The organism is Nocardiopsis sp. EMB25 (assembly GCF_026797795.1).
Classification (GTDB): domain Bacteria; phylum Actinomycetota; class Actinomycetes; order Streptosporangiales; family Streptosporangiaceae; genus Nocardiopsis; species Nocardiopsis lucentensis.
Map to the genome: position 1 here is coordinate 4,272,897 of NZ_JAMTDN010000001.1, position 22,894 is coordinate 4,295,790.

Sequence of the window (22,894 nt, forward strand, 5' to 3'; positions counted from 1 at the left end):
GCCGCCGCGACGATGAGTAGGAGTCACAGGGACAACTACGAACCTGACCCACGGGGGGCGCCGGACCGAGCGGTCCGGCCCCCTCCGGCGTTGCGGGGTGGTGGCTATCTCAGTCCGATGACTCCGATCGGAGCTTTCTCAACGGAGAGCCACCAGTTCTGTGAACAGGAAGCTTTCGAAAGCAGAAACCATCACGCCCCCCGGAACCACCTGGATCCGAGCGCTTTCATCCTCCGAAAGATCCCGACCGAAGACATCTTCGATACTGCTCGGCTCCGAACCATCCCACGGATAAACCGTCACCGTCGCAGGACCAGAACCATCGGATGCCCAGTCTACGACGTAGAGAGCTTCGCTCGTGGCACTGACATCGTGCCCGGATCCCTCTGAGAGTGTAATCGTGTCAGGGGACAGAGCGCCCTCTTCAGCCAGAGTGTAGGTGCTCCCATTTCGAACAAGGAACATCGCTCCCGACCCCCCGGGAACGCTTCCCACGATTCTGAAGTCCTCCCGCTCACCTGACGATATCATCTCTCCGGTAGCAGAATCGGCAACCGCGAATGTCTGCGATTCCTCGTGATCAAAGTAGACCCGTGTCCCGTCATGCGAAACAGAGATATTGGGAGGAAGCCCACCTGAAGAGATGGGATCCTCGTACACCCATTCAAGCTCACCGGTGGCAGCATTTACTGTATGAACGACTACTCTGCTGGCACCAGAAGTCCCACCATCATCAGCGAGACAATAGACGGGAACAAAGACATGCACATAACCTGCGAAGAACCGAGTACTCCCACTGTCGCTCATGGATGTGTCCGGCTGACATGAAGGGGAACCATCGAAATCCCAGACATGCTCACCGGATGTTGCACTGAACCCGCTGACCATGGATCCTGCATCGGCGCGAACAACAGTGTCGCCAGCAATATCAAGAGAGATTGATCTTTGGGGAAGCGTCAGGCGCCTCTCCGGGTGAGGATACTCGAAAGGGTAGGATTCCGCATGGTTCACACGGCCGCTAGCCGAATCCAAACCAACCAATTCAGAAGTTTCTTCAACACCGTCCGGCTGCTCGTACGTCGTGAAGTAGGAAACGACATTTTCTCCCCACGGAGCGGCACCAAGTCTCGCGTTAGCCCCTGGCCATCTGTATCGCCACGACTCCGTTCCTGCATCAGGATTAATTACCAGGGCGCCGCTCGTCAACCCAATAAGGGCACCTGATGAAATCGGCCAAACTCGATAGGCGCTCTCCCCCTCAGGAAGTTCAAGCCTCCACGAGACTTCACTAACACCTGAAGGGATATCCGGGTTCTCCTCTGACCCGCTGCTCAGCGTACTCTGAACAGAGCTTCCACGCGAGATGTCGACAGCCATGCCGAGGGACGCCATCACACCAACAGCCAGTACCGCAGAGGTGATGCGACGCGGGCGAGGCCACTTCATGTCATTCGTTGCCAACCAAATACTGATCAGCACCTGCACGAGACAGACCGAAGCAGTGACAAGCAAAACGAGTGTTAGCTCATAGACCTCCCCTAAACGGAGTTGAGCAGACCATTGGCCAATGACATTGGCGAGACTGGTTCCGCCCAAAAGGATCGCGAGCACAGAGACGAACCAGAGCAGCAGGATGAACCATTTTTCGCGGAACCTACTCCACCAAGAAAGAGCCCAACCGAAGAGGAGGATGCCCGATATCGCGGCGACACCCATCGTTATATAGATCGGAGTCGGGGCGCGAAGCGCACCGGCATCTGCCACCGCGAAGTGAACAATAGAGGGGACCAACCCAAGAACCACAGCGACAAGTACAAGTTTGTTTCGCATTAGATTTTGCATCCTAATTTTTGTACTCACGCAGCATCAAAATCAGCTTCTTCGACCAGGATTGATGATCTCATCATACTGCTCCCGAGTGGTGGCTCGAATATTGGCCTCAGAGAAAGCCTCGTAACCTTCTTGATTAGCCTCGACGTGATCTTCGATCATCGCATTTTCAGATTCGCTAAAGTTGTCCTCTTTGATGGTTTCCGTGAGCCCTCCAGGTTCTTCGTGACTAGACATGTCAGTGGACACTGGAAGTTCCCCATTCTCCAGGATGGAATCAGAGATGTCACCCAAAGAAATGTCTCCATTATCGATCATTCCGTGGAGGATCTGCAATTGAACATCAAAACGGTAGGTGTTCTCATCACGTGGACGAAAACCTTCATGTTGCCCTGACACCTCTTCATGAGACGGATAGATCTCGACACCATTTTGGACCGCCGCTGCAGCAAGCGCCTTCCCGCTGTCTCCAATAAAACCTCCGGCTCCCCACGGAATCGGGCCCGACGCTGAACCGATGGCGATATTCCAAGCGTTGGTCTTGACATCAATTTCCCGCTGATACGCATCAGCGCCGCTTGCATAATCCCCCATGATGTGGTTGTCGAAGGCAGACTCAAAAAGATATGTAAGTCTGCCGTTATTTCTGGCTACCTCTTCGTCGACAGTCCCCGTTTCCCACATCTCATCAACCGAATCTGTCCTCGTTCCGATTACAGATTCGTACATCTCAGCTGCGGATGCTTCATCACCCATAATGAGCTCCATAAATCTGACTCGACTCATGGGAGTCAATGTGAGATGATGACCATCCTCAGCAAGCGGATACTTCTCCGTGTCTGCATCCGTGTCAAACGTGTTGGAACTTGAAGAGCCTGACCCGAAATCGTTGATATATGCCTCGAACACTTCGAGGAGACCACGTGTCGCCAACGGGTTGACCTCACCCATTGGCTGACTCTCATCGAATGGCTCACCCCCGATTGTAGTTAGGGATTCAAAAAGCTCCTCCTGGGTTATGTAGTCAACCAGTCCTGCTGCCGCATGGCCAGCAAGTTCCTTTTCTTCAGGTGACCCGTTGCGACGATCATCAGCAATCCAGTCCACAAATTCTCGAGCAACCGCACCATCATCATCCCAATCGTAGGCAAACAGTGTCTCGACCATTCTCTGGCGGATATTGTCCTTGCTGTCATCCGTCCAAGGATATCCGTAGTCCGCACCGTCAGGATATTCGCCAGTCATGATGGCGTAACTTGCATCTTCATTCCTGAGCCCGACGGACAAAAGATCTCTGTAGACATCTTCGGGCGTGTGAACAGTAGGCTGATCAATCAACTCAACATTCCCGGAGACCGTGTCGATGATGTTGAGCGAGAGTTCGGCCCCTCCACGAAGTGGTTCTCCGTCTCTACTGGAGGATGTTCCACCGAGGAGATCTCGTACAAGTTCGAAATCTTCCTCCCATTCACCGTAAACGTTGCCCCATCCGTCACCCCTCCGGAGGCCACTGAAATCCGGACCTTCAACAGTGGTTCTCACGGGCTCAGGAACGTTCTCATAGCTTCCTCCGAGCGATTCATCAGATGATACGAGAACTGCACCGCCCAGAGCATCGATAATCTCGGCTTCCTGCTCATCCGAGAAGTGTTCACTCTCACGGATAGCTCGAAGGACCTCTAGATAATCACCCTCAGAGACTGCGATTTCTCCAGTTTCCGGGTCTCGCTCGTGTCCGGCATATTCGTTATCTAGTGCAGCGTTCAGTTCGGCCAGGAACTCCATGTGCTCCTCGTCTAGCCGGCCGCCTTCCTGCTGCCTGTGCTGCGCAAGAGCCAAAATTGCCTGCAGGACAGGAAGATCCCTTGCGAGCATGTCCGCACCGGCCTCGTTCCCGTCGATGGCCAGCTTGATATCGTTTCCAAGAGTTCCCCCTGACAGGTCTTCCTCTCGGAAAGCGATGTATTCGGGGTCTCCTGTGATCACGTAACCAAGGCCACCGGGAGCAGGACCAATAAATCCGCCTTCGGTCAGAGCTCGGATACCCTCAGGCGTGGGCCCTGCTAGAAGATCACTGGAACACTCGTCAGCTTCAGTTTCGAATTCTGTCCAGGCTGTCGTAGCTTTAGCATCATAATCTTCCTTTAGAGATATCTTTTCTTCGTGCGTACTTGCTGCTTCTACTTCTTCCGCCAGATTCGTCCTGTAGGTCTCGATCTTACCCTCGTATTCTTCGAGAGCGACGCTGTAACGCTCGAGAAGCCCAGCAGCATGGACGCATGCGAGTAGAGAGTTTTCCCAAGCACTCCTGTTCTCTGTTGCAACATCACGAATACTGGGCTCAATAAGTTCACTGAACTCAGTGGCAGTTACGTTAGCAATGGAATCGTATCTCTCCGACCTTCCGCGAATGTTGTCAATAAGCCCTTCAAACATCGATTTTGCCTCAATGAGAATGCCAGTAGTGGTGTAGCATTTCTCGGCTTTCAGCGTGTATTCTGCTTCAGGCATAAGAAGGACTCCTGGAGTGAATGGGAATTTCTTTTCAGAAAAGGTTGACTTCGCGTGAGACTGGCGATACCCGACTGTTGTTGAAGTCTTCCCCAGCCTCCGTGTCAGTCCGCGCGCCCTCGACAGCTCCAGCCTGGATATTCTCTCCTAGAGTTTCTGCGTGCCTCTGTACATCAGACATGAATTGTGCCTGGTCCTCACCGAACGTATCCCAGTGTGCAGGTGTGAATCCAGGTTCAGGTTTAGTCGCTCCCCTCGCCGCGACGACAGCCTCCGCAAAGTCCCTGGGAAGGTGGAAGAGACGTGCTGCGGCCTCAAGAGCGGCATCGCCTCCGGAATGAGCCTCGTTGGGGTTCATCGCTACAGCCATGGTGCTCCGTTCTCACCTAGCATCTGACCTGGGGAAACTCCGCAAGTTACCCGTAAGCAGATGATTACGGGCGATCCTCGCGTAGGTGGTCAAGATAGCGGATGTACGTGACATCCGGATATCAAGGGGCGGCCTGACCTCCTCTAACACTGTCCATGACCACATCTGGTCATGTAGTTGAATCCGGTGGGCAGACCGGCCGGGCCGGGGCGCCCCTCTCCCGCCCCGGCCCGGTCTTCCCCTCCTGCTCAGACAGCCCTCCTCGGCCGCGGCACCCGCCCACGCGTCCCCTGCCCACTCGGGTCCACCACCGCCCACACCGTGAGCGGGTTCCCCGACCGCCCGAACCACCCCCACGCCCGCGACAGCTCCTCCACCAGGCGCAGCCCGAGCCCGTCTCCCCCGAACCCACCGCCGCCCACGCCACCCGCCCCGCCCACGCACGGCACCGACGGCTCCCCGGCCCCGCCGCCCACCACCCCGTCGTCGGTCACCGCGATCCGGAACAGGCCCCCGTGCCGCTCCATCTCGACCCGCACCCGCCCGAACGGCCGCCCCGACGCCGTGTGCCGCAGCGCGTTCGTGTGCAGCTCCGACAGCACCACCAGCAGCGCATACGCCCGGTCGTAGCTCAGCCCCGACCCGTGCCAGCACCACTGCCGCGCGGTCCCCACCTGCCCCGGCAGCGGCCCGAAGCTCGCCATCCGCACGCCCGGCCGCCCCGGCGGGATCCGCCTCGGCAACCCGTCGATCCCCCGCGCCTCACCCGGCTCCCCCATCGCCTGCTCCCCTTCGGCCCGTTCCTCACCGTCCGGGATCAGGCTCCCAACGGGCCGCGGACTTGGCCCCCTCGCATGGAGTTTTCGCGAAAGTCCACCCGCCCCGATGGAGTTTTTGCGAAACTCCATCGGGTGAGGAATGAGAATGGTAGGCCCCCTTTGTCCTTTTCCGATATGCAAGCATCGAGCATGGCCAAGGTGAGCACGGACATCCGGGAACGGTGGGGCGGCGTCCTCCAGCAGCGGCGCGAGGCCCTGGGCATGACCCAGGAGAGGCTGGGCAGAGCGCTCGGTGTCAAGGGAACGGCCGTGTCCAACCTCGAACGCGGACGCACCTCGCCGACGGCGGAGGTCCTGGCGACGCTGGACGAGGTGCTCGGGACCGGCGACGAGCTGACCATCCTGTGGGACGACCTCGTCAAGGAGGGCAAGATCCCCTGGCTGGGTCAGATGGAGGAGTTGGAGCAGAAGGCCGCCTCCATCCTGGACTGCCACCCCTTCCTGGTGCCCTCGCTGCTCCAGACCCGCGCCTACGCGACCGCGGTCATGCGGGCGGTCACTCCCTGGGAGCCGCGCGCCACGACCGACTCCCGTGTGCGCGACCGCATCGCTCGCGGCGAGCGCTTCCAGAACGCGCAGACCCCGGTGATGATGGTGGTGATCGGCCGCGCGGTCCTGCTGGACCCGATCGACGAGGGGCCGATCATGCGCGAGCAGCTGGAGCGCGTCCACTCTCTCGCATCGAGTGAGCGGATAACCTTGCAGATCACGAACGAGCCCCTGAACCCGGGGCTGGTGGGGCCCTTCTCGGTGCTTGATCCGGCGCCGGAGCGGGAGATCGTCTACGTGGAGTCGGCCTACAAGGGCCAGTTCATCGACGATCCCTCCGCCGTGGCAGAGTTCAAGATGCGGTTCCACCGGCTGCAAGCGGCAGCGATGCCACCGAGCCAGTCGCTGCGGCTGATCGAGAAGACGATTGAGGGATTCCGTCATGAGTGACGCCCAGTGGCACAAGAGCACCTACAGCGGGGGCTCGCACCAGAACTGCGTAGAGGTCGCCGAGGGCGCGTCCGAAACCCTGGTTCGGGACACCCGGCACCGCGAGCACGGGCACCTCGGCTTCAGCAACCCCGCCTGGACCGGCTTCCTCTCCTCCATCAAGAGCGGCCGCTGACCCCAGACCGACGACCCTCGTTCCGCACCGGGAACGGGGGTCTTTCTGTGCCTCATGACTGATTCAACCCACATATCCCACATACGGTTTTTGCCCCTCACACCCCACCCGATCTGGGAAAACACCACCTCCCCGAATTTTTTCTTCATTACTTCCCCGTAGCCCGCCCACAACCCCACCCCATCCCCTAATCTCGATCCCGACAACCGCATACGAAGACCCCGCGACGTTTACTCAACGCCCGGGGTCGTGGCCAGCAACTCATACCTTTTAGACCAAGGATTGCCAGCGTGCTCCATCTTATCGCTGCCCTCCTGGCCCCCGTCGTGGGCTCAGTGCAGGGCCTCCTCGCCTCCCCGCGCGGCCGCCACGCGGCGCGCCGCCACCGCTCCACCCGGGTCCGCCGCTACGCACCGCCCCCGGCGCCCGCCCCCACCCCGGAACCCGTTCCGACCAGCGCGTCCGTCGCGCAGCGCCCGCGACGCACCACCGCCCCGGCGCCCCGCCTCGCTCCCCCGTCGGAGCACATCCCCGCCGACGACGTCGCCCTCGTGCGCCCCTACTACGCCGCCCACGAGCGGGACCGCGCACGGACCAGCGCCAGCACCGCGAAGAACCCCGCGCCTCGAATCCCCCAGCCGCGCGTCCCCGAGGGCGACCTCCTCGCCCCGCCGCTGTCCCCCTCCCCCGGTGAGTTCGCGGAACTCGCCGCCCTCGTCCGCACCTGGCAGCAACGGCAGGACCGGCGAGAGAACCGCGAGGGGGTGACGGTGGCATGACCGCACCGCACGTCTTCTGGGAGCACCGCGTCTACACCGGCGAGTTCCGCGAACTCTCCCGGGTCCGCTCCGACCTCGCCCGCGACCTGGACGGCTTCGACCCCGACCTGGTCGACACCCTCCGGCTCTGCCTGTCCGAGCTGTTCGCCAACACCCTCAGGTACACCGACTCCGGCACCGCCTACGGCGAGGTCATCCGCACCCTGTCCATGCCGGACCCGGCCACCCTCCGGCTGTCGGTCAGCGACTCCGGGGGCGGCGGGGGCGTCCCGCGCGTCCCCGCCGAGCGCACCCGCGACGAGTGGGACTGGTCGGAGGGCCAACGCGGGCTCCTCCTGGTCGAGAACCTGTCCACGAACTGGGGGCACCTCCCGCTCGGCCCCTGGGGCGACCTGGGCACCAACGTGTGGGCGGAGTTCGGTCTCGACCCGGCCACCGTGCCCGCCGGTCTGCGCCCCTTCGTCTTCACCGCCGACTGACACCCTGACGTTCTGCACAGCGAAGCCGCCCCGCTTTTCGGGAGCAGGTCCGAAAAGCGGGGCGGTCGTCAGAGGCGATCACTCGGATCGCCCGGCACCCTGAGCGCTACGCGCAGAGCTTGTCGTCGAGATCCCTCTGCCGCTTCGCGATGATCAGGTCCGGCGTGGTGTCGTGCAGCAGGCGGTCGGCCGTGCCGTCGATGTGGAAGCCGGGGGAGAAGAAGAACCGAGGGCCTGCCGGGTTCGCCAGACGCCAGTTGTCCGCGCTCATCCGCTGTTGCATCCGCTCGAACCGGTGGTCGAAGAGCTCGAACACCGGCTGGACCCTTACCGTCCGCCGGATGGGGGTGGCGTCCAGCCACACCTCGGTGCAGGGCTCGATGAGCATGGCCCGGAGCCGGCTGACGTCATGGGCGGCCCCCCAGGACCACGAGTGGTCCCGGCTCTTGGTCTTCGTGGTGCTGAAGATGTCGTCGGCCACCGTCTTGGAGATGGAGAACCCGGTGCTGGTGGACACGTCGAAGGCCGTCGCGTAGGCGACGGTCAGCTCGTAGTAGTCGTCGCCCGTTCCCCGGTTCTGGTGCACGGCGGTGATCCGCCGTGTGAACCCGGGGTGGTCCCACGCGCCGAGCACGGGGAAGTGGCACTGGCCCCGCACGGTCTCCCAGGGACCGCGCGGAGCGAATTCCCCGTTCCGACGGACGTAGTCGCGCTTGGGCAGGAACTCGCCGGTCTCGTTGTTGAACGCCCCCTGGACCCGTTTGCCCGGACCGAACGCGCAGAGGTCGCCCAGCAGGCCGTCGACCTCGAACGACTCCTGGTCCTTGAGGTTGATCGCCCCGGGGATCGGGGCGTCCTCCGTCTCCGGGGCCTCCTCCGAGAGGTCCACCAGCGCCGGTTGTTCGGGCATCCCCGCCATCGGCGGCATCTGCATCTGCGAGCCCCCGCCCCCGCCACCCGGATGCTGCGGCGTGGCGGGGCTCTGCGGCCTCGGCGGCTGTCCGCCGTGCCCGGGGGTCCAGTCGACGGGGTCCTGCGCGTACGCCGCCGGGCTGACGATGGCCTGTCCGCCCAGAACCACGACCGCGGACAGGGTGACCGCCGCCGCTCTGGTGAGGAACGCTCCCCGCTTGCGTTTTTCCCGTCTCATGGACTCCTCCGCATCATCGACCCGATAACGCCTCAGCTCCACAGGGCGCGATGTCCGGAAAATGACGTGAATCGATCATCCGAAAAGAGAACATGCGCGGAACCCTGGGACCTTAGAGGCGGTCAACGGCAGATTAACTCCTTACCTGCCGGAAGCGTCCACGACGCGCCCAGCGAACCGAAGAGTCGGATTCTTCCCAAGCACCCCGTTCACGGTCGGCTCGGGAACGGGAAGAGGGCGCCCTGAATTACCCATATATCCCTTTTGCCGCAATAACCAAAAAAGCAACAAAAGGAGCGGAACATCAGATCCACGGCATCGCTCCCGACCCGAACCACCGGGCCGGAACGCGACTTCGCGCGGGCACGGCGACGCCCCCGTCGGAACGGTCGTCCGGCGGGGGCGTCGGCAGCGGTCGGCGGGCGGCTCACACGGCCAGCGGGGACTCCACCGGCAGGGAGGTGTCCGTGGCCAGCTCCAGCGTCGAGGCGGGCAGCCCGGCCGCCACCACCTCGGCACCGAGCGCCGCGATCATCGCGCCGTTGTCGGTGCACAGGCGCGGGCGCGGCACCCGCAGTTCGATCCCGGCCTCCCGGCAGCGCTCCTCGGCCAGGGCGCGCAGCGCCGAGTTGGCCGCCACGCCCCCGCTGATCACGAGGGTGCTCACACCGTGCTCCACGCACGCGTCCACGGCCTTGCGGGTGAGCACGTCCACCACCGACTCCTGGAAGGCGGCGGCGATGTCGGCGACCACCAGCGGCTGACCGGCGCGCTCGGCGTCCTCCACGTGCCGGGCCACGGCCGTCTTCAGCCCGGAGAAGGAGAAGTCGTAGGTCCCGTCGCCCCACTTGCCGCGCGGGAAGCGGATGCCCCGCGGGTTGCCCGTCCGGGCGGCCCTGTCGATCGGCGGCCCGCCCGGGTAGGGCAGCTCCAGCAGGCGCGCCACCTTGTCGTAGGCCTCACCGGCGGCGTCGTCCACGGTGTCGCCCAGCGAGACCACGTCGGTGGCCAGGTCGTTGACCAGCAGCAGCGACGTGTGGCCGCCCGACACCAGCAACGCGACGGCGGGCTTGGGCAGCGGCCCGTGCTCCAGCTGGTCCACCGCCACGTGGCCGACCAGGTGGTTGACCCCGTACAGCGGCTTGTCCAGGGCCATCGCGTAGGCCTTGGCTGCGGACACCCCGACGAGCAGGGCTCCGGCCAGGCCGGGACCGGCGGTGACCGCGATCGCGTCCACGTCCGACAGCTTCACGCCCGCGGAGTCCAGGGCGCGCTGGACGGTCGGGGTCATCGCCTCCAGGTGCGCGCGGCTGGCCACCTCGGGGACCACGCCGCCGAACCGCGCGTGCTGGTCGACGCTGGAGGCCACCTCGTCGCCGAGCAGTTCACAGCCGCGCACGAGACCGACGCCGGTCTCGTCGCACGACGTCTCGATCCCGAGGATCAACGGATGGTCGCTCACGGGTTCCCCTCCCCACCGGACCCCTGTCCGGGTCGGGCCGTGCGGCGCATGACGATCGCGTCGGCCCCGTTGTAGTAGCCGCGCCGGACACCGATCTGCGTGAAGCCGAAGTCGGCGTACAGCTTCTGCGCGCGCGGATTGTCCTCGCGCACCTCCAGGAAGACGTGGACGACGCCCTCGTGTTCGGCCCGGTCGAGCAGCGCGGTGAGCAGCGCCCGGCCGATCCCGTGCCCCCACACCGGCTGGGCCACGGCCATGGTCTGGACGTCACCCTCCGGCGGCACCGAGCGCAGGCCCGCGTAGCCCACGACCCGGTCGCCCGACTCGGCCACGACGTAGTGGCGCGAGGGCTGGGTGAGCTCGTCGCGGAACATGCCCTCGGTCCACGCGTCCTCGGGGAACAGTGCCCGTTCCAGGTCCATGGCCGCCGGGAGGTCCTCGACGGTCATCGGGCGCAGGCGCACCCCGTTCGCCCCGGCCTCCCCGCTCACTTCACCCACTGCCGGACCTTCTTCGGCGCGCCGGGGGCCACGGCGTCGGGACGCCGCAGGTAGAGGGGGGTGGGGTCGGGCAGATTCTCGCCCCGGTGCAGGCGCAGCAGCGCCAGTTCGACCATGGCGGCGGCGTCGGGGTGCAGCGGTTCCGGGGCCGCGGCCGCGTCGCCGAGGACGTCGGCGTACATGGCGGCGCCGTGGCCGACCAGGGGCAGACCCCCGGTGTCGACCTCGGCGGGCCGGTCGACGCGCACCTCGCCCACGCGTGTGAGGTGGTCGTCGTAGCGGGCCCAGAACACCTCCTTGCGGCGGGCGTCCGTCATCGCGACGAAGGGTTCCGTGCGCCCCGTGGCGAACGCGAGCGCGTCCAGCGTGGTGACACCGTGACAGGGCACGCCGAGGGCGTCGGACAGGGCGTGGGCGGTGGACAGGCCGACCCGCAGCCCGGTGTAGGGGCCGGGGCCGATCCCGACGGCGACGCCGTCGAGGTCGCCGAGTGCGACCCCCGCCTCCTCGGTGAGGCGGCGGATGGTCGGGCTGAGCAGTTCACCGTGGCGGCGGGCGTCCACGGACGAGGCGCTCGCGCGCAGGGTGAAGGCGCCGTCCGCGGAGCGCTCGCCGATGGCGGCGGTGACCGCCGGGGTGGCGGTGTCGAAGGCCAGGAGCAGCACGGGCGACCGCCTCATCCGCGCCCGGCGGCGATGCCGGGCAGGTCGACGTCGGACCACCGGTCCCCGACGGGGATCAGGTGGACGGTTCTGGTGTCGTCGGGGTGGCGCTCGATCCGGATCTCCAGCCGGTCGTCGCTGAGCCCCTCGGCGACGCCCTCGCCCCACTCGACGACGGTGACGGAGTCGGGGAGGGTCATGTCGAGGTCGATGTCGTCGATCTCGTCCGGCCCGCCGAGCCGGTAGGCGTCCACGTGCACGAGGCTGGGACCGCCGGCCAGGGACGGGTGGATGCGGGAGATGACGAAGGTCGGTGAGGTGACCGACCCGCGTACGCGCAGGCCCTCGCCCAGGCCCTGGGTGAACGTGGTCTTGCCCGCGCCGAGGGGCCCGGACAGGATCAGGAGGTCACCGGGGCGGGTGAGGGCGGCCAGGTCCCGTCCGAGGGCGCGCATGGCGCCGTCGGTGGCGGCCGTGACCTCGTGGACGGCGGGCGCGCCCGTGGCGGTGGCTGTTACGTCTGTCATCTGACTCGCAGCTTGTGTCGGTAGTGGGTCGGGTGGTGACCGGGCACGCCGCGCCTGGCGCGCCGGAGGAGACCTCCCCACCCAGGCTAGACGGGGTGCGGAGGCGGCTGGGACGCTCGGCGGCGTCCGGCTCAGGCGCCGCCGGTGTACTCCCGAGGAACCCGCGCGCCCACCCGCGTGACGATCTCGTACGGGATGGTGTCCAGGACCTCGGCCCAGTCCCCGGCGGTCGGGGTCGCGGCGTGGTCGGTCGGATCGCCGAACAGTACCGCGTACTCCCCCGCCTCCACCGGCTCATCGCCTACATCCACAACGAACTGGTCCATGCAGACTGTTCCCGAGATGATGTGAGCGCGCTCTCCGAGCAGCACGGGACCCTTGTTGGTGGCGTGGCGCGGAACGCCGTCCGCGTACCCGAGGGGCACCAGTGCCAGGGTGGTGTCGCGGTCGGTGACGTAGCGGTGTCCGTAGGAGACCCCGCTGCCGGGGCCCACGCGCTTGGTGAGGGCGACGCGGGACCGGAGGGTCATCGCGGGCCGCAATCCGGGCACGTCGAAACCCGGGATCGGAACGAGTCCGTAACTGGCGATACCGCCGCGCACGAGGTCGAAGCGGGCCTCGGGGAGCGTGAGCAGGGCCGCCGAGTTGGCGATGTGCCGGACCTCGGGGGTGAGGCCGATCTTGTCGGCCGTCTCCAGGGCCTCGTGGAAGTTCGAGAGCTGGAGCGCGATCGACGGGTGGCCGGGCTCGTCCGCGCACGCGAAGTGCGACCACACTCCGCTGACGCGCAGATCACCGGCGTCCTCGGCGCGGGCGGCCGCCTCCGCCAGGGCGGGCCACTCGGCGGCGTTGACGCCGCCGCGGTTGAGCCCGGTGTCGATCTTCAGTTGGACGCGCGCGGGCCGCCCGAGTTCGCGCGCCGCGGCGACGACGGTGTCGAGGACGGCGCGGTCGCTGACCCCGAGGTCGATCCCGGCCGCGACGGCCTCCGCCACGGGTTCCCCCGGCGGGATGATCCAGGCGAGCACGGGCGCGGTGATCCCGGCCGCGCGCAGGCCGAGGGCCTCGTGGATGAAGGCGGTGCCGAGCCACGTCGCGCCGCCGGCGAGGAGCGCGCGAGCCGCCGGAAGCATGCCGTGGCCGTAGCCGTCGGCCTTCACCACACCCATGAGAGGGGTGCCGCCGGCGTGCTCACGGAGCAGCCGGGCGTTGTCGGCGATCGCGTCCAGGTCGACGCGGGCGTGCGCGAAGTGAGCCATGCCTCCAGTGTTCCACGTGTGGGTTACCGCTCGGGAGCTGCGGGTATGTGGGCTACGACCGAGTTCGAGGCCGTTTCTGGGGGGATCGGCATGGGCGAGTTCGGAAGTGAGCGTCCGGTCGACGCGGTACGGCTGTGGTCCGGGGGACTGGCCACGGCCGTGGTGGCGGCACTGGTCGTCCTGGTCGGCACTCTGATCATCCGGGGGGTTCTGGGGATTCCCGTGCTCGCTCCGGAGGAGGCCGGTGACCTGGGTGACTCCGGGACCGTCGCCTACGCGTTGATGGCGGCCGCGGCGGCACTGCTGGCCACGGGCCTGCTGCACGTGCTGCTGCTCGCGGCGCCGCGACCGCGCGCGTTCTTCGGCTGGATGATGGGTCTGATCACGGCGGTCGCCGCGGTCACGCCGTTCCTCCAGGGCGCCGAGCTGGCCAGCCAGATCGCCACGGCGGTCATCAACCTCGTCGCCGGGGTGGCGATCGCGACGCTGCTGAGCGGCGTCGCGGGGACCGCCGTCATCCGGTCCGGGAGGAGGTCGCGCCCGGTGTTACGGCACGAGGGCATCCTGCCGGACGTGGACCGGTCCGACTACCGCGGGGATTCGCGGAGGTTGTGACCGGGACCGGCACCGGAACCGCGGGGCCGGGGCCGGGGCCGGGGCGGCGGGCGGAGAACGGCCGACGGGTACGACGGGCCGACACAGGCAGCCATGGGGGGCGGGGCCGGGAGTCCCGCCCCTTCCGTCGTGCGCGGCGAGGGTCCGGCGTCGGCGTCGCACGCAACGACCCGCGCGCGCCGCTCCACGCGGCTCCCACGCCGTGCGGCCGCCGCGCCGCCGCGCGGACCTCACTCCACGGTGACCTCCACCGGCAGGGGGTCCATGCTGATGAGGGTGGCCAGCGCGCTCGCCTCCTCCTCGGGGAAAGCCCCGCTGATCGCCGTGCTCCCGCCCGACAGTCCGACCTCGCAGGCGACGTCGGGGGAGAGCTCCGGCGCGGTGACCACCTCCCCGTCCACCACGATCGCGAGGCGGCGCTCCGGGCTCCCCGCCGGGTGGCACGCCGCCTCGCCGGTCATCCGGGCCCACGTGTCGGCTCCCCTCTCGGTGAACGCGACGTTCACCAGCCACGCGGAGGCGATCGGGCTGTGCTCGGTCTCGGCGGACGCGACCCCGCCGTTGTCGAGCGCCGCCGGACCGAGCAGCAGATCGCCGCTCCCGTCCGGTGACGGCAGGACCAGCTCGGCGTCGGAGCGGTCCTCGGCGCCGGGCTCACCGACCGGCCCCGCCAGCCCCACGACCGGATGGACCGTCAGGCTCCCCCTCCGTTCCATGAGGGCGACGGCCTCCTCGACGTCCGCGTCGCGCGGCAGCTCGACGGTGACCGTCCTCCCCCCGGCGGTGACCACGGGCTCACCCGCCTCCATGCTCCGCACCCGCCGCACCAGGAGCTCGGCGACGCGGTCCACGGTCTCGGGGGAGACGGTGGCGGTGGGGTCCCCCACCCGGAAGGCGACCGTCTCACCGCCTCCGGGGCGCGCGGACCACCACACCCAGGCCATCGCGCCGGCCAGAACGATCATGGTGAGGGCGGCGGCCGCGAAGACCGCGATCAGCCACCCGCGGCCGCGGCTGCGGGGTGTCGGGGGGTGGGGGTACACGGGGTTCCTTCCTGGAGAACCGTGGGAAAGCCGACCCGCGCGCGAGGATCGGGGAGGCACTGTCCCAGCGTGTCATCGTGGCGGATGGAAGCCGACCCGCGCGCGAGGGTCGGGGAGGCCGGCTCCCCGGCCGGCTCACATCATCGGGGCGATGACGACCCGGTAGCGGTCACCGTCCTCGGTGGACACATCCCGGCGGAAGTCGTTGACCCGGTTGACGGACCGCTGGACCACGTCGCCGTCGATCTCGCTGGTATCGACCTTGGGAAGGTACTTCTCCACCGCGCGCAGCGCCTCGTCGACGGTCATGGCGGTCTCCCGCCGCTCCGGGACGATGCGCCACCCGGCGTCGGCGAGGCGGCTGATGGCGATCCGGAACATACCGGTCTCCCTGCGGTCTCGGGGGGCTCTGAGCGCATTCTCCCCCATCACCTCGGACGCTGTGAAGTGCCTGTTGTGCTGTTGACGCACGTTCGATCGATGTGCGCCCGATGTCCGTTCCGCCCGTCCCGGGCGCCCGTGCGTCACAGCCAGGTGACCCGCGAGTCCTCCAGGTCGTAGCGTGCGGCGACGATGTCCAGGAGCCCGGAGTCGACCCTGTCCCGCAGGTCGGGGTCCTCCCGCAGCGTCTCGGCGACGTACCGCGCGTTGGCGCGGACGCAGTCGTCGACGAAGTCGTCGCCGTCGTCGGGCGTGGACTCGACCACGGGAAGGATCCGCTCGACCAGGTAACCGATGTGGCCGTGCGGGATCTCGCCGCTCCGGTGTGCCTCGACCGCCGCCGTGACCGCGCCGCACGAGGAGTGCCCCAGGACGACGACGAGCGGTACCTCCAGGTGCTCGGCGGCGTAGCTGAGGCTGCCGAGGACGGACTGGTCGAGCACCTCGCCGGCGGAGCGGATCGTGAACAGGTCCCCGAGCCCCTGGTCGAAGACCAGCTCCGGGGGGACGCGCGAGTCCGCGCAGCCGAGGACCGTGGCGAAGGGGTACTGCCCGTCGACGAGCTCGGCTCTGCGGGCTCTGCCCTCGTGCGGGTGTCGGGAGTGGTGGCGGCGCCAGCGCCGGTTGCCCCACCGGAGCAGCCGGAGGGCGCCGTGGGCGTCCACGGAACCGGGGGAGACGGTGGGGACGGATTCGGCGAGGGCGGCGGCTGGAACCGCGGTCGCGGCGGCGGCGCCGGCGCCGCCGAGGAGGGAGGCGCGCAGGGCGCCGCGGCGTGAGATGGCCATGGGGGGTACGAATTCCTCACATAAGTAGTAAAACTACCGTGGGTATCACGGACGCCACAGAAACTACTCTTCCGGACCAGAGGGAAACCATGGGATTGACGGGTCCCTAACGCCGTTGATGGGACCCTGACGCCGCCAGGCGCACGATCGTGCGGCAGGACCCGCACCCGGCCCGAGCCCGCCGTTCCCGCCACCCCCGGAGACGGACCGCCCGGTGGTCGACGAGCGCCCTCTACGATGGGTTACCTACCGACCGTTCGTTAGGCGATCGGTCGCGTGTGGACCCGCCGACGTGGGTCGAGAACCCGTCCGCCCAGCGCACGCGCGCTCAGCAGGAGGTAGATTCGACAGTCGTGTCCCGAACTTCCCCAGCCGAACCAGCGCCCGCACGCGGCCAGGTCGCGCGGCGCCGCTCCGGCCGCCCCGGCCACGACGCCGATTCCGTCCTGCGCGTCGCCGCGCGCGTGTTCAACGAGCGCGGGTACGACGGCACGAGCATGGAGGACCTGGCCCGCGCGCTCGGCGTGACCAAGTCGGCCATCTACCACCACGTGAGCGGCAAGACCGAACTGCTGCGCCGCTCCCTCGACCTCGCCCTCGACGCGCTCTTCGCGGTCACACGGGAGGAGGCTTCGACCACCGGCCCGGCGATCGACCGTCTGGAGAACGTCCTCCACGGCAGCGTCCGCGTCCTGGTGGAGCAGCTCCCGCACGTGACCCTCCTGCTTCGGGTCCGGGGCAACACCGAGGTGGAAAAGCACGCGCTGACCCGGCGCCGCGAGTTCGACCACCTGGTCGCCGACCTCGTACGCGAGGGCATCGCCGCCGGTGAGATCCGCGACGACGTGGACCCGGCGGTCGCCTCCCGGCTGCTGTTCGGCATGGTCAACTCGATCGTGGAGTGGTACAAGCCCGACCGCGGGCTGGACGCCGACGAGCTCGCCGACTCCCTGTCCCGCATCGCCTTCAGGGGGCTGCGCGCCGACGGCTCCGCATAGGGGTCACAGCGGCGGCGTCCCGCCGCAACCAGGCCGGCGGCGTTCGGAGGAGGCCGCGCCGAAGACGTCGTTTGAGGGGTGGCCCCTCCGCGAAACGGCCCCGGCGATGACGGGCGACGGGTGGGCGGGGCCGTGTGGACGGTGGCTGTGTGGCCGGAACCGGACACATGATGTGGCCTCAACCCCTCGTGTCACAAATCACTGGATTTATAGCATGGGGTGTCCCCCACCCCAGCAGGTCCGGAGCGTCGCACCAGTGGTCCAGTACCTCGCGCAGAACGCCCTCACCCCCACGATCGCCTACACCGTCTCCGTCATCGGCTCTCTGCTCGGCCTCTCCTTCGCCGCGCGCGCCCGCCTCACCGTCAGCGGCGCCCGCTGGGTGTGGCTGGCCCTGGCCGCCCTCTCCCTCGGCGGCACCGCCGTATGGTCCATGCACTTCATCGCGATGATGGGCTACTCCGTGCCGGACGTCATCATCCGCTACGACCCCCTGCTCACCGTGGGCAGCGGCGCGCTCGCCGTGGCGGTCATGGCCGTCGCCCTGGCCCTGACGGTCACCCGGCCGACCAACGCCCGCCTGGTCGTGGGCGGCCTCATCTCCGGGATCGGGATCGTCTCCATGCACTACATGGGCATGGCCTCGATGAACTTCGTCGGGACCATGCGCCACGACCACGGCCACGTGATCGCGGCCACCGCCATCGCCCTGGTGGCGGCCACCGCCGCCCTGTGGTTCGCCTCCCGGCTGAGGGGCTCCCCCGTGATCGTCGGCGCCTCCCTGGTCATGGCCGCCGCCGTGACCGCCATGCACTACACGGCGATGGCCGGGGTCGACATCGCGCCTCCCGCCTCCGAGGGACGGCGTGCCGCCCCGTCGGGGTCCAGCGCCCACGACCTACTGCTACCGCTCATCGTGGGCCTGTTCGTGTTCCTGCTCATCTGCAGCCTCGTCCTCATGCTCGCGGCGGAGGACCGCGGCAGGACCGCCCCGGGCGCGCCGACCACGCGCGGGGAGGAGCGGCGCGACGGAGACGGACGGCTCGGGAGCGGCCGCGCCGACGCCGACGCCGCCTCCTACACACCCCGGCACTCGGCGCGCGGCGGCACACGGCCGCCCTCGCCCGACGACGACGTGTGGACGCCCCGCCGGCGCTGAGCCCCGCGCCAAGCCGACCCGCGCCCGAAAAACCGCTGGCCCCACCGAATCCGACCGGCCTACAATCGGCGGACCCGTACGCTCCGCGTACCACGGGGCCGACCGACGACGGAGAGGACGACGCCATGGCTGAGTTCACGTTCCACCCCCAGCCCATCCTGAAGATCGTCCGCGAGCCCTGAGGAACACCCTCCTCAACAGGGCTCGCCGTCACAGAGAGCCCGACGTGAGCACTCACGACCACTCCGCCGACGCCTCCGCGTCGCACCCCCTGGCCCCGTTCGGCTGGACCCCCCGTGTCGAGGCCGCCTTCGACTCCGTCGCCCTGACCAGCCAGCACGTCCTGCTGCCCGCCCGGGTCTGCGCGGCACGCAGGGGCGGCGCACAGGTCCTCCTCCCGAGGCCCGAGACCGCCGAACACTCCCCCGCCGTGCGCCGGGCCGCCCGCACCGACCCCGCCAGCGCCCCGACCAGCGGCGACTGGGTGGCGGTACGCCGCTCCGGCGGCACCTGGCTGATCGAGGCCGTCCTGGAACGCGCCTCGGCCCTCGTCCGCCAGGGCGTGGCCACCGACTCCCACGACCAGGTCCTGGCCGCCAACGTCGACGCCGTCCTCATCTGCGAGGCCGCCGACCAGGGGCCCAACGTGGGCCGTCTGGAACGCTTCCTGAGTCTGGCCTGGGCCAGCGGGGCCACCCCCGTCGTCGCGGTCACCAAGGCCGAACTCGCCGGCGACCGCCTCCCCGAGGTGGTCGAACTCGTCGAATCCGTCGCGGGCGGCGCCGACGTGTACACCGTCAGCGCCCACACCGGAACCGGTCTGGAGGATCTGGCCGCGCGCCTGCTGCCCGGCAGCACGTGGGTCCTTCTCGGTACCTCCGGCGCCGGGAAGTCCAGCCTGGTCAACGCGGTCTCCGGACGCGCCCTGATGGACACCGGCGAGATCCGCCACGACAAGCGCGGACGGCACACGACCACTCACCGCCAGCTCCTCACCCTGCCCGGCGGAGCCCTGGTGCTGGACATCCCCGGCGTGCGCCGGATCGACGTCCCGGGCGACGCGACCGGTGTCGACCGCACCTTCGACGACATCCAGGAGTTCGCCGCGCGGTGCCGGTTCGCGGACTGCTCACACGGCCCCGAGCCCGGTTGCGCGGTCGTCGCCGCCATCGACGAGGGCGAGCTGGACACCCGCCGCCTGGAGCGGTGGAACAAACTCCGGCGCGAGGCCGAGCGGAACCGGTCCAGGGCCGACCGGCGGCTGCGCGAGGAGGAGAAGCGGCGCTGGAAGGCGAACGACAAGGTCGCCAGGGACGCTCGGCGGCGTAAGCGCGGCCACTCCTTCTGACCGTTCACCCGCGCGGACGCCCGGCCTCCCCGTCAGGGGGCCGGGCGTCCGTCGGTTCGGGCGCCGAAGCGGCCGACTCAGATACCGAAGGCGCGCCGCGCGTTGTCGGCGACGGCCGCGGCCAGCTCGTCCTCGTCCATCCCCTTGGTCTGTGCCAGGGAACGCAACGTGTGCGGGATGAGGTAGGGGGCGTTGGGCCGTCCCCGGTAGGGCTTGGGCGTCAGGAACGGCGCGTCGGTCTCCACGAGCATCAGCTCCGGCGGCGCCACCCGGGCCGCCTCGCGCAGGGGTTCGGCGCTGGCGAAGGTCACATTGCCCGCGAAGCTCATGAAGTAGCCCCGCTCCGCGCAGACCTTCGCCATGTCGGCGTCACCGGAGAAGCAGTGGAAGACGACGCGCTCGGGCGCGCCCTCCTCCGACAGGATCCGCAGGACGTCCTCGTGCGCCTCGCGGTCGTGGATCATCACCGCCTTGCCGTGGCGCTTGGCGATGTCGATGTGGCGTCGGAAGGACTCCTCCTGCGCACGCGCCCCCTCCGGGCCGGTGCGGAAGGTGTCCATGCCGGTCTCCCCGACCGCGACCACGTGCGGCAGGGCGGCCAGCGCGTCGATCCCCGCCAGCTCCTCCGCCAGGCCCTCGTAGCCGCCGCCCGGACGGGCCTTGCCCGCCCAGTCGGTGTCGTCGACCTCCACACCCGTGGCTCCGTCGCCGTGCACGATGCGCGGCGCCTCGTTGGGGTGCAGCGCGACGGCCGCCCACACCCTGCCCGGGTGCGCCTGGGCGGTCTGGGCGGCCCAGCGCGACGACGGCAGGTCCACGCCCACCTGGATGAGCGGGGTCACGCCGACGCCCTCGGCCACCCGGATGATCTCCTCGACCCCGGGCGTCTGCATGTCCATGTGCGTGTGGCTGTCGGCCACCGGGACGCGCAGGGGCTCGGGCACGGGCGGCGGGGTCTGGCTGTTGCGCTCCTTGACCGCCTTGCCGCTACGCCTGGCCATCGGCGCCCTCCAGGCCCAGGCGTGCCAGCTCCTCGTCCACCACGGACGGGTCGAGCTTGGCGAACAGCGGCTGCGGACGGCTCAGCGGGGTTCCGGGGACGATCGGCCGGGACTCCCAGCGCGCCTCGTCGCCCGCGTAGTCCCCGGTGATCACCGGGTAGTCCACGGACTCCTCGGAGCCGCCGATGGTGTCGTGGCCGGTCTCCAGACGGGGCATGCCCGACCAGGTGCCGGTGCCGCCGAGCATCGCGTACACCTTGTTGGCCGATGCGGGCAGGAACGGCGTGAGCAGCGTGTTGGCGTCGCTGACCAGCTGGAGCGCCACGTGCAGGACGGTGGCCATCCGCTCCGGGTCGGTCTTCTTCAGCGCCCACGGAGCCTGGTCGGAGATGTACTTGTTCGCCTCGGCGACCGTGCGCATCGCCTCCTGGAGCGCCGCCTTGAACTGGGACCGCCCCAGCCTCTCCCCGACCGCCGCGAACGCCGCCCGCGACTCGGCCAGCACCCGCTGGTCCTCGTCGGTGAGCTCGCCCGCCGCAGGGATCTCGCCGAGGTTCTTGGCGGCCATGGAGATCGACCGGTTGACCAGGTTGCCCCAGGCCGCGACCAGTTCGTCGTTGTTGCGGCGCACGAACTCCGACCAGGTGAAGTCGGTGTCCTGCGTCTCGGGCCCGGCGGCCATGATGTAGTAGCGCAGGGCGTCGGCGGAGTAGCGCTCCAGGAAGTCGCGCACGTAGATCACCACGCGGCGCGAGGAGGAGAACTTGCGCCCCTCCATGGTGAGGAACTCGCTGGAGACCACCTCGGTGGGCAGGTTGAAGGAGCCCAGACCGCCCGCGTCGCCGCCGCGGTCGCCCTCGCCGCTGGCGCCGAGCAGGATGGCGGGCCAGATCACCGAGTGGAAGACGATGTTGTCCTTGCCCATGAAGTAGTACGAGCGGGCGTCCTCGCTCTGCCACCAGGCGCGCCACGCGTCCGGTTCCCCGATGCGCCGGGCCCACTCGATGGACGCGGACAGGTAGCCGATCACCGCGTCGAACCACACGTACAGGCGCTTGTTGGCGTTGTCGGACCAGCCCTCCAGGGGGATGGGCACACCCCAGTTGAGGTCACGGGTGACCGCGCGGGGCTGGAGGTCCTCCACGAGGTTCAGGGAGAACTTGAGGACGTTGGGACGCCAGTCGCCCTCCTTGCCCTTGAGCCACGTGGTGAGGATGTCCGCGAACGCGGGCAGGTCGAGCATGAAGTGCTCGGTGTCCACGAATTCGGGGGTCTCGCCGTTGATCCTGGACCGGGGGCCGATGAGGTCGATCGGGTCGAGCTGGTTGCCGCAGTTGTCGCACTGGTCCCCGCGCGCGCCGTCGTAACCGCAGATCGGACAGGTGCCCTCGATGTAGCGGTCGGGCAGCGTACGGCCGGTGGACGGTGAGATCGCGCCCTTGGTGGTGTGCGTGAAGACGTAGCCGTTCTCGTACAGCGTGGTGAACAGCTGCTGGGCGACGGAGTAGTGGTTGCCGGTGGAGGTACGGGTGAACAGGTCGTAGGAGAGGCCGAGGGCGACCAGGTCCTCGGCGATGATCCGGTTGTAGCGGTCCGCCAGCTCCCGGGCGCTCACACCCTCCTGGTCGGCCAGCACCTGGATCGGGGTGCCGTGCTCGTCGGTGCCGCTGACCATCAGCACGTTGTTGCCCGACATTCGCTGGAAGCGGGAGAAGACGTCGGAGGGGACTCCGAAGCCGGACACGTGACCGATGTGGCGCGGTCCGTTGGCGTAGGGCCAAGCGACCGCGGTCAGGATGTGGCGATTCGACGACATGTCTCAAGACTAAAGCCGCCGGGGCACGACCGCGCCCTCCGGCACGGGCGTCGCCCGCCCCGGACGACGCCCGGTCGGGGCCGCGGCCGGAAGCGGCCACACCCGGTGGTCCTCACGGTGGGCGCGGGAGCCGTACACGGTGGCCGTCGCGGCGGTGGAACGGTGGCGGGGGCGATGGTAGGAACGAGGGTAGGGGCGATGGT

23 protein-coding genes are annotated in these 22,894 nt (G+C 68.1%); 8 read left to right on the forward strand and 15 right to left on the reverse strand.

The window, feature by feature from the left end:
- Window positions 1-138: 138 nt before the first annotated feature.
- From KIK06_RS18505 to KIK06_RS18520, 4 genes are all read right to left on the reverse strand, one after another.
- Window positions 139-1,830, reverse strand: coding sequence for a PQQ-binding-like beta-propeller repeat protein (locus KIK06_RS18505; RefSeq protein ID WP_268644393.1), 1,692 nt, complete (start codon window positions 1,828-1,830; stop codon window positions 139-141).
- A gap of 42 nt (window positions 1,831-1,872) precedes the next feature.
- Complete coding sequence (locus KIK06_RS18510) at window positions 1,873-4,341, reverse strand: TPR repeat region-containing protein (RefSeq protein WP_268644395.1); 2,469 nt, start codon at window positions 4,339-4,341, stop codon at window positions 1,873-1,875.
- A gap of 34 nt (window positions 4,342-4,375) precedes the next feature.
- Entirely contained in the window at window positions 4,376-4,711 is a 336-nt protein-coding gene (locus tag KIK06_RS18515) for a hypothetical protein (protein ID WP_268644397.1), read from the reverse strand.
- 248 nt (window positions 4,712-4,959) lie between these two features.
- Window positions 4,960-5,490 carry an ATP-binding protein gene (locus KIK06_RS18520; protein ID WP_268644399.1) on the reverse strand — a complete coding sequence of 177 codons (531 nt, stop codon included), beginning with the start codon at window positions 5,488-5,490 and terminating at the stop codon, window positions 4,960-4,962.
- A 189-nt stretch (window positions 5,491-5,679) separates the two neighbouring features.
- Here KIK06_RS18520 and KIK06_RS18525 point away from each other — a divergent pair, with 189 nt between their 5' ends.
- The 4 genes from KIK06_RS18525 to KIK06_RS18540 all read left to right on the forward strand — a co-directional run bounded on the left by KIK06_RS18525 (window position 5,680) and on the right by KIK06_RS18540 (window position 7,922).
- Window positions 5,680-6,489, forward strand: coding sequence for a helix-turn-helix domain-containing protein (locus KIK06_RS18525; protein WP_268644401.1), 810 nt, complete (start codon window positions 5,680-5,682; stop codon window positions 6,487-6,489).
- Window positions 6,482-6,664 (forward strand): DUF397 domain-containing protein, encoded by a 183-nt coding sequence (locus tag KIK06_RS18530; protein ID WP_268644404.1) that lies wholly within the window; start codon window positions 6,482-6,484, stop codon window positions 6,662-6,664. The genes KIK06_RS18525 and KIK06_RS18530 overlap by 8 nt, the downstream gene beginning before the upstream one ends.
- Before the next feature lie 290 nt (window positions 6,665-6,954).
- Complete coding sequence (locus tag KIK06_RS18535) at window positions 6,955-7,443, forward strand: hypothetical protein (protein WP_268644406.1); 489 nt, start codon at window positions 6,955-6,957, stop codon at window positions 7,441-7,443.
- Window positions 7,440-7,922, forward strand: coding sequence for an ATP-binding protein (locus KIK06_RS18540; protein ID WP_268644408.1), 483 nt, complete (start codon window positions 7,440-7,442; stop codon window positions 7,920-7,922). The genes KIK06_RS18535 and KIK06_RS18540 overlap by 4 nt, the downstream gene beginning before the upstream one ends.
- A 106-nt stretch (window positions 7,923-8,028) precedes the next feature.
- On the opposite strand, the gene KIK06_RS18545 is transcribed toward KIK06_RS18540, so the two are convergent.
- The 6 genes from KIK06_RS18545 to alr form a co-directional block, all read right to left on the reverse strand.
- The gene (locus KIK06_RS18545) at window positions 8,029-9,072 is read right to left on the reverse strand and encodes a hypothetical protein (protein WP_017597140.1); all 1,044 of its coding nucleotides are present in this window, start codon (window positions 9,070-9,072) and stop codon (window positions 8,029-8,031) included.
- 427 nt (window positions 9,073-9,499) lie between these two features.
- Window positions 9,500-10,534, reverse strand: coding sequence for a tRNA (adenosine(37)-N6)-threonylcarbamoyltransferase complex transferase subunit TsaD (tsaD, locus tag KIK06_RS18550; protein ID WP_017597141.1), 1,035 nt, complete (start codon window positions 10,532-10,534; stop codon window positions 9,500-9,502).
- Window positions 10,531-10,983: a ribosomal protein S18-alanine N-acetyltransferase gene (rimI, locus tag KIK06_RS18555; RefSeq protein WP_268646068.1), complete on the reverse strand. Its 453-nt coding sequence runs from the start codon at window positions 10,981-10,983 to the stop codon at window positions 10,531-10,533. Before rimI ends, tsaD begins: the two co-directional genes overlap by 4 nt.
- Window positions 10,984-11,021: 38 nt before the next feature.
- Window positions 11,022-11,699 (reverse strand): tRNA (adenosine(37)-N6)-threonylcarbamoyltransferase complex dimerization subunit type 1 TsaB, encoded by a 678-nt coding sequence (gene tsaB, locus KIK06_RS18560; RefSeq protein WP_268644412.1) that lies wholly within the window; start codon window positions 11,697-11,699, stop codon window positions 11,022-11,024.
- Between the two features lie 11 nt (window positions 11,700-11,710).
- On the reverse strand, window positions 11,711-12,223 hold the full coding sequence (tsaE, locus tag KIK06_RS18565; protein ID WP_268644414.1) for a tRNA (adenosine(37)-N6)-threonylcarbamoyltransferase complex ATPase subunit type 1 TsaE: 513 nt from the start codon (window positions 12,221-12,223) through the stop codon (window positions 11,711-11,713).
- Between the two features lie 131 nt (window positions 12,224-12,354).
- Window positions 12,355-13,482 (reverse strand): alanine racemase, encoded by a 1,128-nt coding sequence (gene alr / locus KIK06_RS18570; protein ID WP_268644416.1) that lies wholly within the window; start codon window positions 13,480-13,482, stop codon window positions 12,355-12,357.
- A 90-nt stretch (window positions 13,483-13,572) separates the two neighbouring features.
- On the opposite strand from alr, the gene KIK06_RS18575 reads away from it, so the two are divergent.
- Complete coding sequence (locus KIK06_RS18575; protein WP_017597146.1) at window positions 13,573-14,097, forward strand: DUF6069 family protein; 525 nt, start codon at window positions 13,573-13,575, stop codon at window positions 14,095-14,097.
- A 230-nt stretch (window positions 14,098-14,327) separates the two neighbouring features.
- On the opposite strand, the gene KIK06_RS18580 is transcribed toward KIK06_RS18575, so the two are convergent.
- The 3 genes from KIK06_RS18580 to KIK06_RS18590 form a co-directional block, all read right to left on the reverse strand.
- Complete coding sequence (locus KIK06_RS18580) at window positions 14,328-15,140, reverse strand: SecDF P1 head subdomain-containing protein (RefSeq protein ID WP_268644418.1); 813 nt, start codon at window positions 15,138-15,140, stop codon at window positions 14,328-14,330.
- Between the two features lie 135 nt (window positions 15,141-15,275).
- A complete protein-coding gene (locus tag KIK06_RS18585; protein ID WP_017597148.1) occupies window positions 15,276-15,521 on the reverse strand; it encodes a hypothetical protein in 246 nt (81 codons plus the stop codon).
- A 143-nt stretch (window positions 15,522-15,664) separates the two neighbouring features.
- Window positions 15,665-16,369, reverse strand: a complete 705-nt coding sequence (locus KIK06_RS18590; protein ID WP_268644420.1) for a carbonic anhydrase — start codon at window positions 16,367-16,369, stop codon at window positions 15,665-15,667.
- 353 nt (window positions 16,370-16,722) lie between these two features.
- Between KIK06_RS18590 and KIK06_RS18595 the strand changes: the two genes are divergently transcribed.
- The 3 genes from KIK06_RS18595 (at window position 16,723) to rsgA (ending at window position 19,874) form a co-directional block, all read left to right on the forward strand.
- Window positions 16,723-17,367 carry a TetR/AcrR family transcriptional regulator gene (locus tag KIK06_RS18595; RefSeq protein WP_268644422.1) on the forward strand — a complete coding sequence of 215 codons (645 nt, stop codon included), beginning with the start codon at window positions 16,723-16,725 and terminating at the stop codon, window positions 17,365-17,367.
- Window positions 17,368-17,623: 256 nt separating this feature from the next.
- Window positions 17,624-18,526: an MHYT domain-containing protein gene (locus KIK06_RS18600; RefSeq protein ID WP_268644424.1), complete on the forward strand. Its 903-nt coding sequence runs from the start codon at window positions 17,624-17,626 to the stop codon at window positions 18,524-18,526.
- A 226-nt stretch (window positions 18,527-18,752) separates the two neighbouring features.
- Window positions 18,753-19,874, forward strand: coding sequence for a ribosome small subunit-dependent GTPase A (gene rsgA / locus KIK06_RS18605; RefSeq protein ID WP_268644425.1), 1,122 nt, complete (start codon window positions 18,753-18,755; stop codon window positions 19,872-19,874).
- 77 nt (window positions 19,875-19,951) lie between these two features.
- Here the strand turns inward: rsgA and KIK06_RS18610 are convergent, their stop codons facing one another.
- Both KIK06_RS18610 and metG read right to left on the reverse strand, forming a co-directional pair.
- Window positions 19,952-20,875 carry a TatD family hydrolase gene (locus tag KIK06_RS18610; protein WP_017597153.1) on the reverse strand — a complete coding sequence of 308 codons (924 nt, stop codon included), beginning with the start codon at window positions 20,873-20,875 and terminating at the stop codon, window positions 19,952-19,954.
- Window positions 20,862-22,691 carry a methionine--tRNA ligase gene (gene metG, locus KIK06_RS18615; RefSeq protein WP_268644428.1) on the reverse strand — a complete coding sequence of 610 codons (1,830 nt, stop codon included), beginning with the start codon at window positions 22,689-22,691 and terminating at the stop codon, window positions 20,862-20,864. The genes KIK06_RS18610 and metG overlap by 14 nt, the downstream gene beginning before the upstream one ends.
- Between the last annotated feature and the right edge of the window lie 203 nt (window positions 22,692-22,894).

Coding starts and splice junctions, on each gene's coding strand:
- KIK06_RS18530 (WP_268644404.1), top strand. CDS start 6,482: ATGAGTGACGCCCAGTGGCACAAGAGCACCTACAGCGGGGGCTCGCAC.
- KIK06_RS18610 (WP_017597153.1), bottom strand. CDS start 20,875: ATGGCCAGGCGTAGCGGCAAGGCGGTCAAGGAGCGCAACAGCCAGACC.
- KIK06_RS18590 (WP_268644420.1), bottom strand. CDS start 16,369: ATGGCCATCTCACGCCGCGGCGCCCTGCGCGCCTCCCTCCTCGGCGGC.
- KIK06_RS18575 (WP_017597146.1), top strand. CDS start 13,573: ATGGGCGAGTTCGGAAGTGAGCGTCCGGTCGACGCGGTACGGCTGTGG.
- tsaE (WP_268644414.1), bottom strand. CDS start 12,223: ATGACAGACGTAACAGCCACCGCCACGGGCGCGCCCGCCGTCCACGAG.
- KIK06_RS18585 (WP_017597148.1), bottom strand. CDS start 15,521: ATGTTCCGGATCGCCATCAGCCGCCTCGCCGACGCCGGGTGGCGCATC.
- KIK06_RS18545 (WP_017597140.1), bottom strand. CDS start 9,072: ATGAGACGGGAAAAACGCAAGCGGGGAGCGTTCCTCACCAGAGCGGCG.
- KIK06_RS18540 (WP_268644408.1), top strand. CDS start 7,440: ATGACCGCACCGCACGTCTTCTGGGAGCACCGCGTCTACACCGGCGAG.
- alr (WP_268644416.1), bottom strand. CDS start 13,482: ATGGCTCACTTCGCGCACGCCCGCGTCGACCTGGACGCGATCGCCGAC.
- metG (WP_268644428.1), bottom strand. CDS start 22,691: ATGTCGTCGAATCGCCACATCCTGACCGCGGTCGCTTGGCCCTACGCC.
- rimI (WP_268646068.1), bottom strand. CDS start 10,983: ATGACCGTCGAGGACCTCCCGGCGGCCATGGACCTGGAACGGGCACTG.
- KIK06_RS18510 (WP_268644395.1), bottom strand. CDS start 4,341: ATGCCTGAAGCAGAATACACGCTGAAAGCCGAGAAATGCTACACCACT.
- KIK06_RS18515 (WP_268644397.1), bottom strand. CDS start 4,711: ATGGCTGTAGCGATGAACCCCAACGAGGCTCATTCCGGAGGCGATGCC.
- KIK06_RS18505 (WP_268644393.1), bottom strand. CDS start 1,830: ATGCGAAACAAACTTGTACTTGTCGCTGTGGTTCTTGGGTTGGTCCCC.
- KIK06_RS18520 (WP_268644399.1), bottom strand. CDS start 5,490: ATGGGGGAGCCGGGTGAGGCGCGGGGGATCGACGGGTTGCCGAGGCGG.
- KIK06_RS18525 (WP_268644401.1), top strand. CDS start 5,680: ATGGCCAAGGTGAGCACGGACATCCGGGAACGGTGGGGCGGCGTCCTC.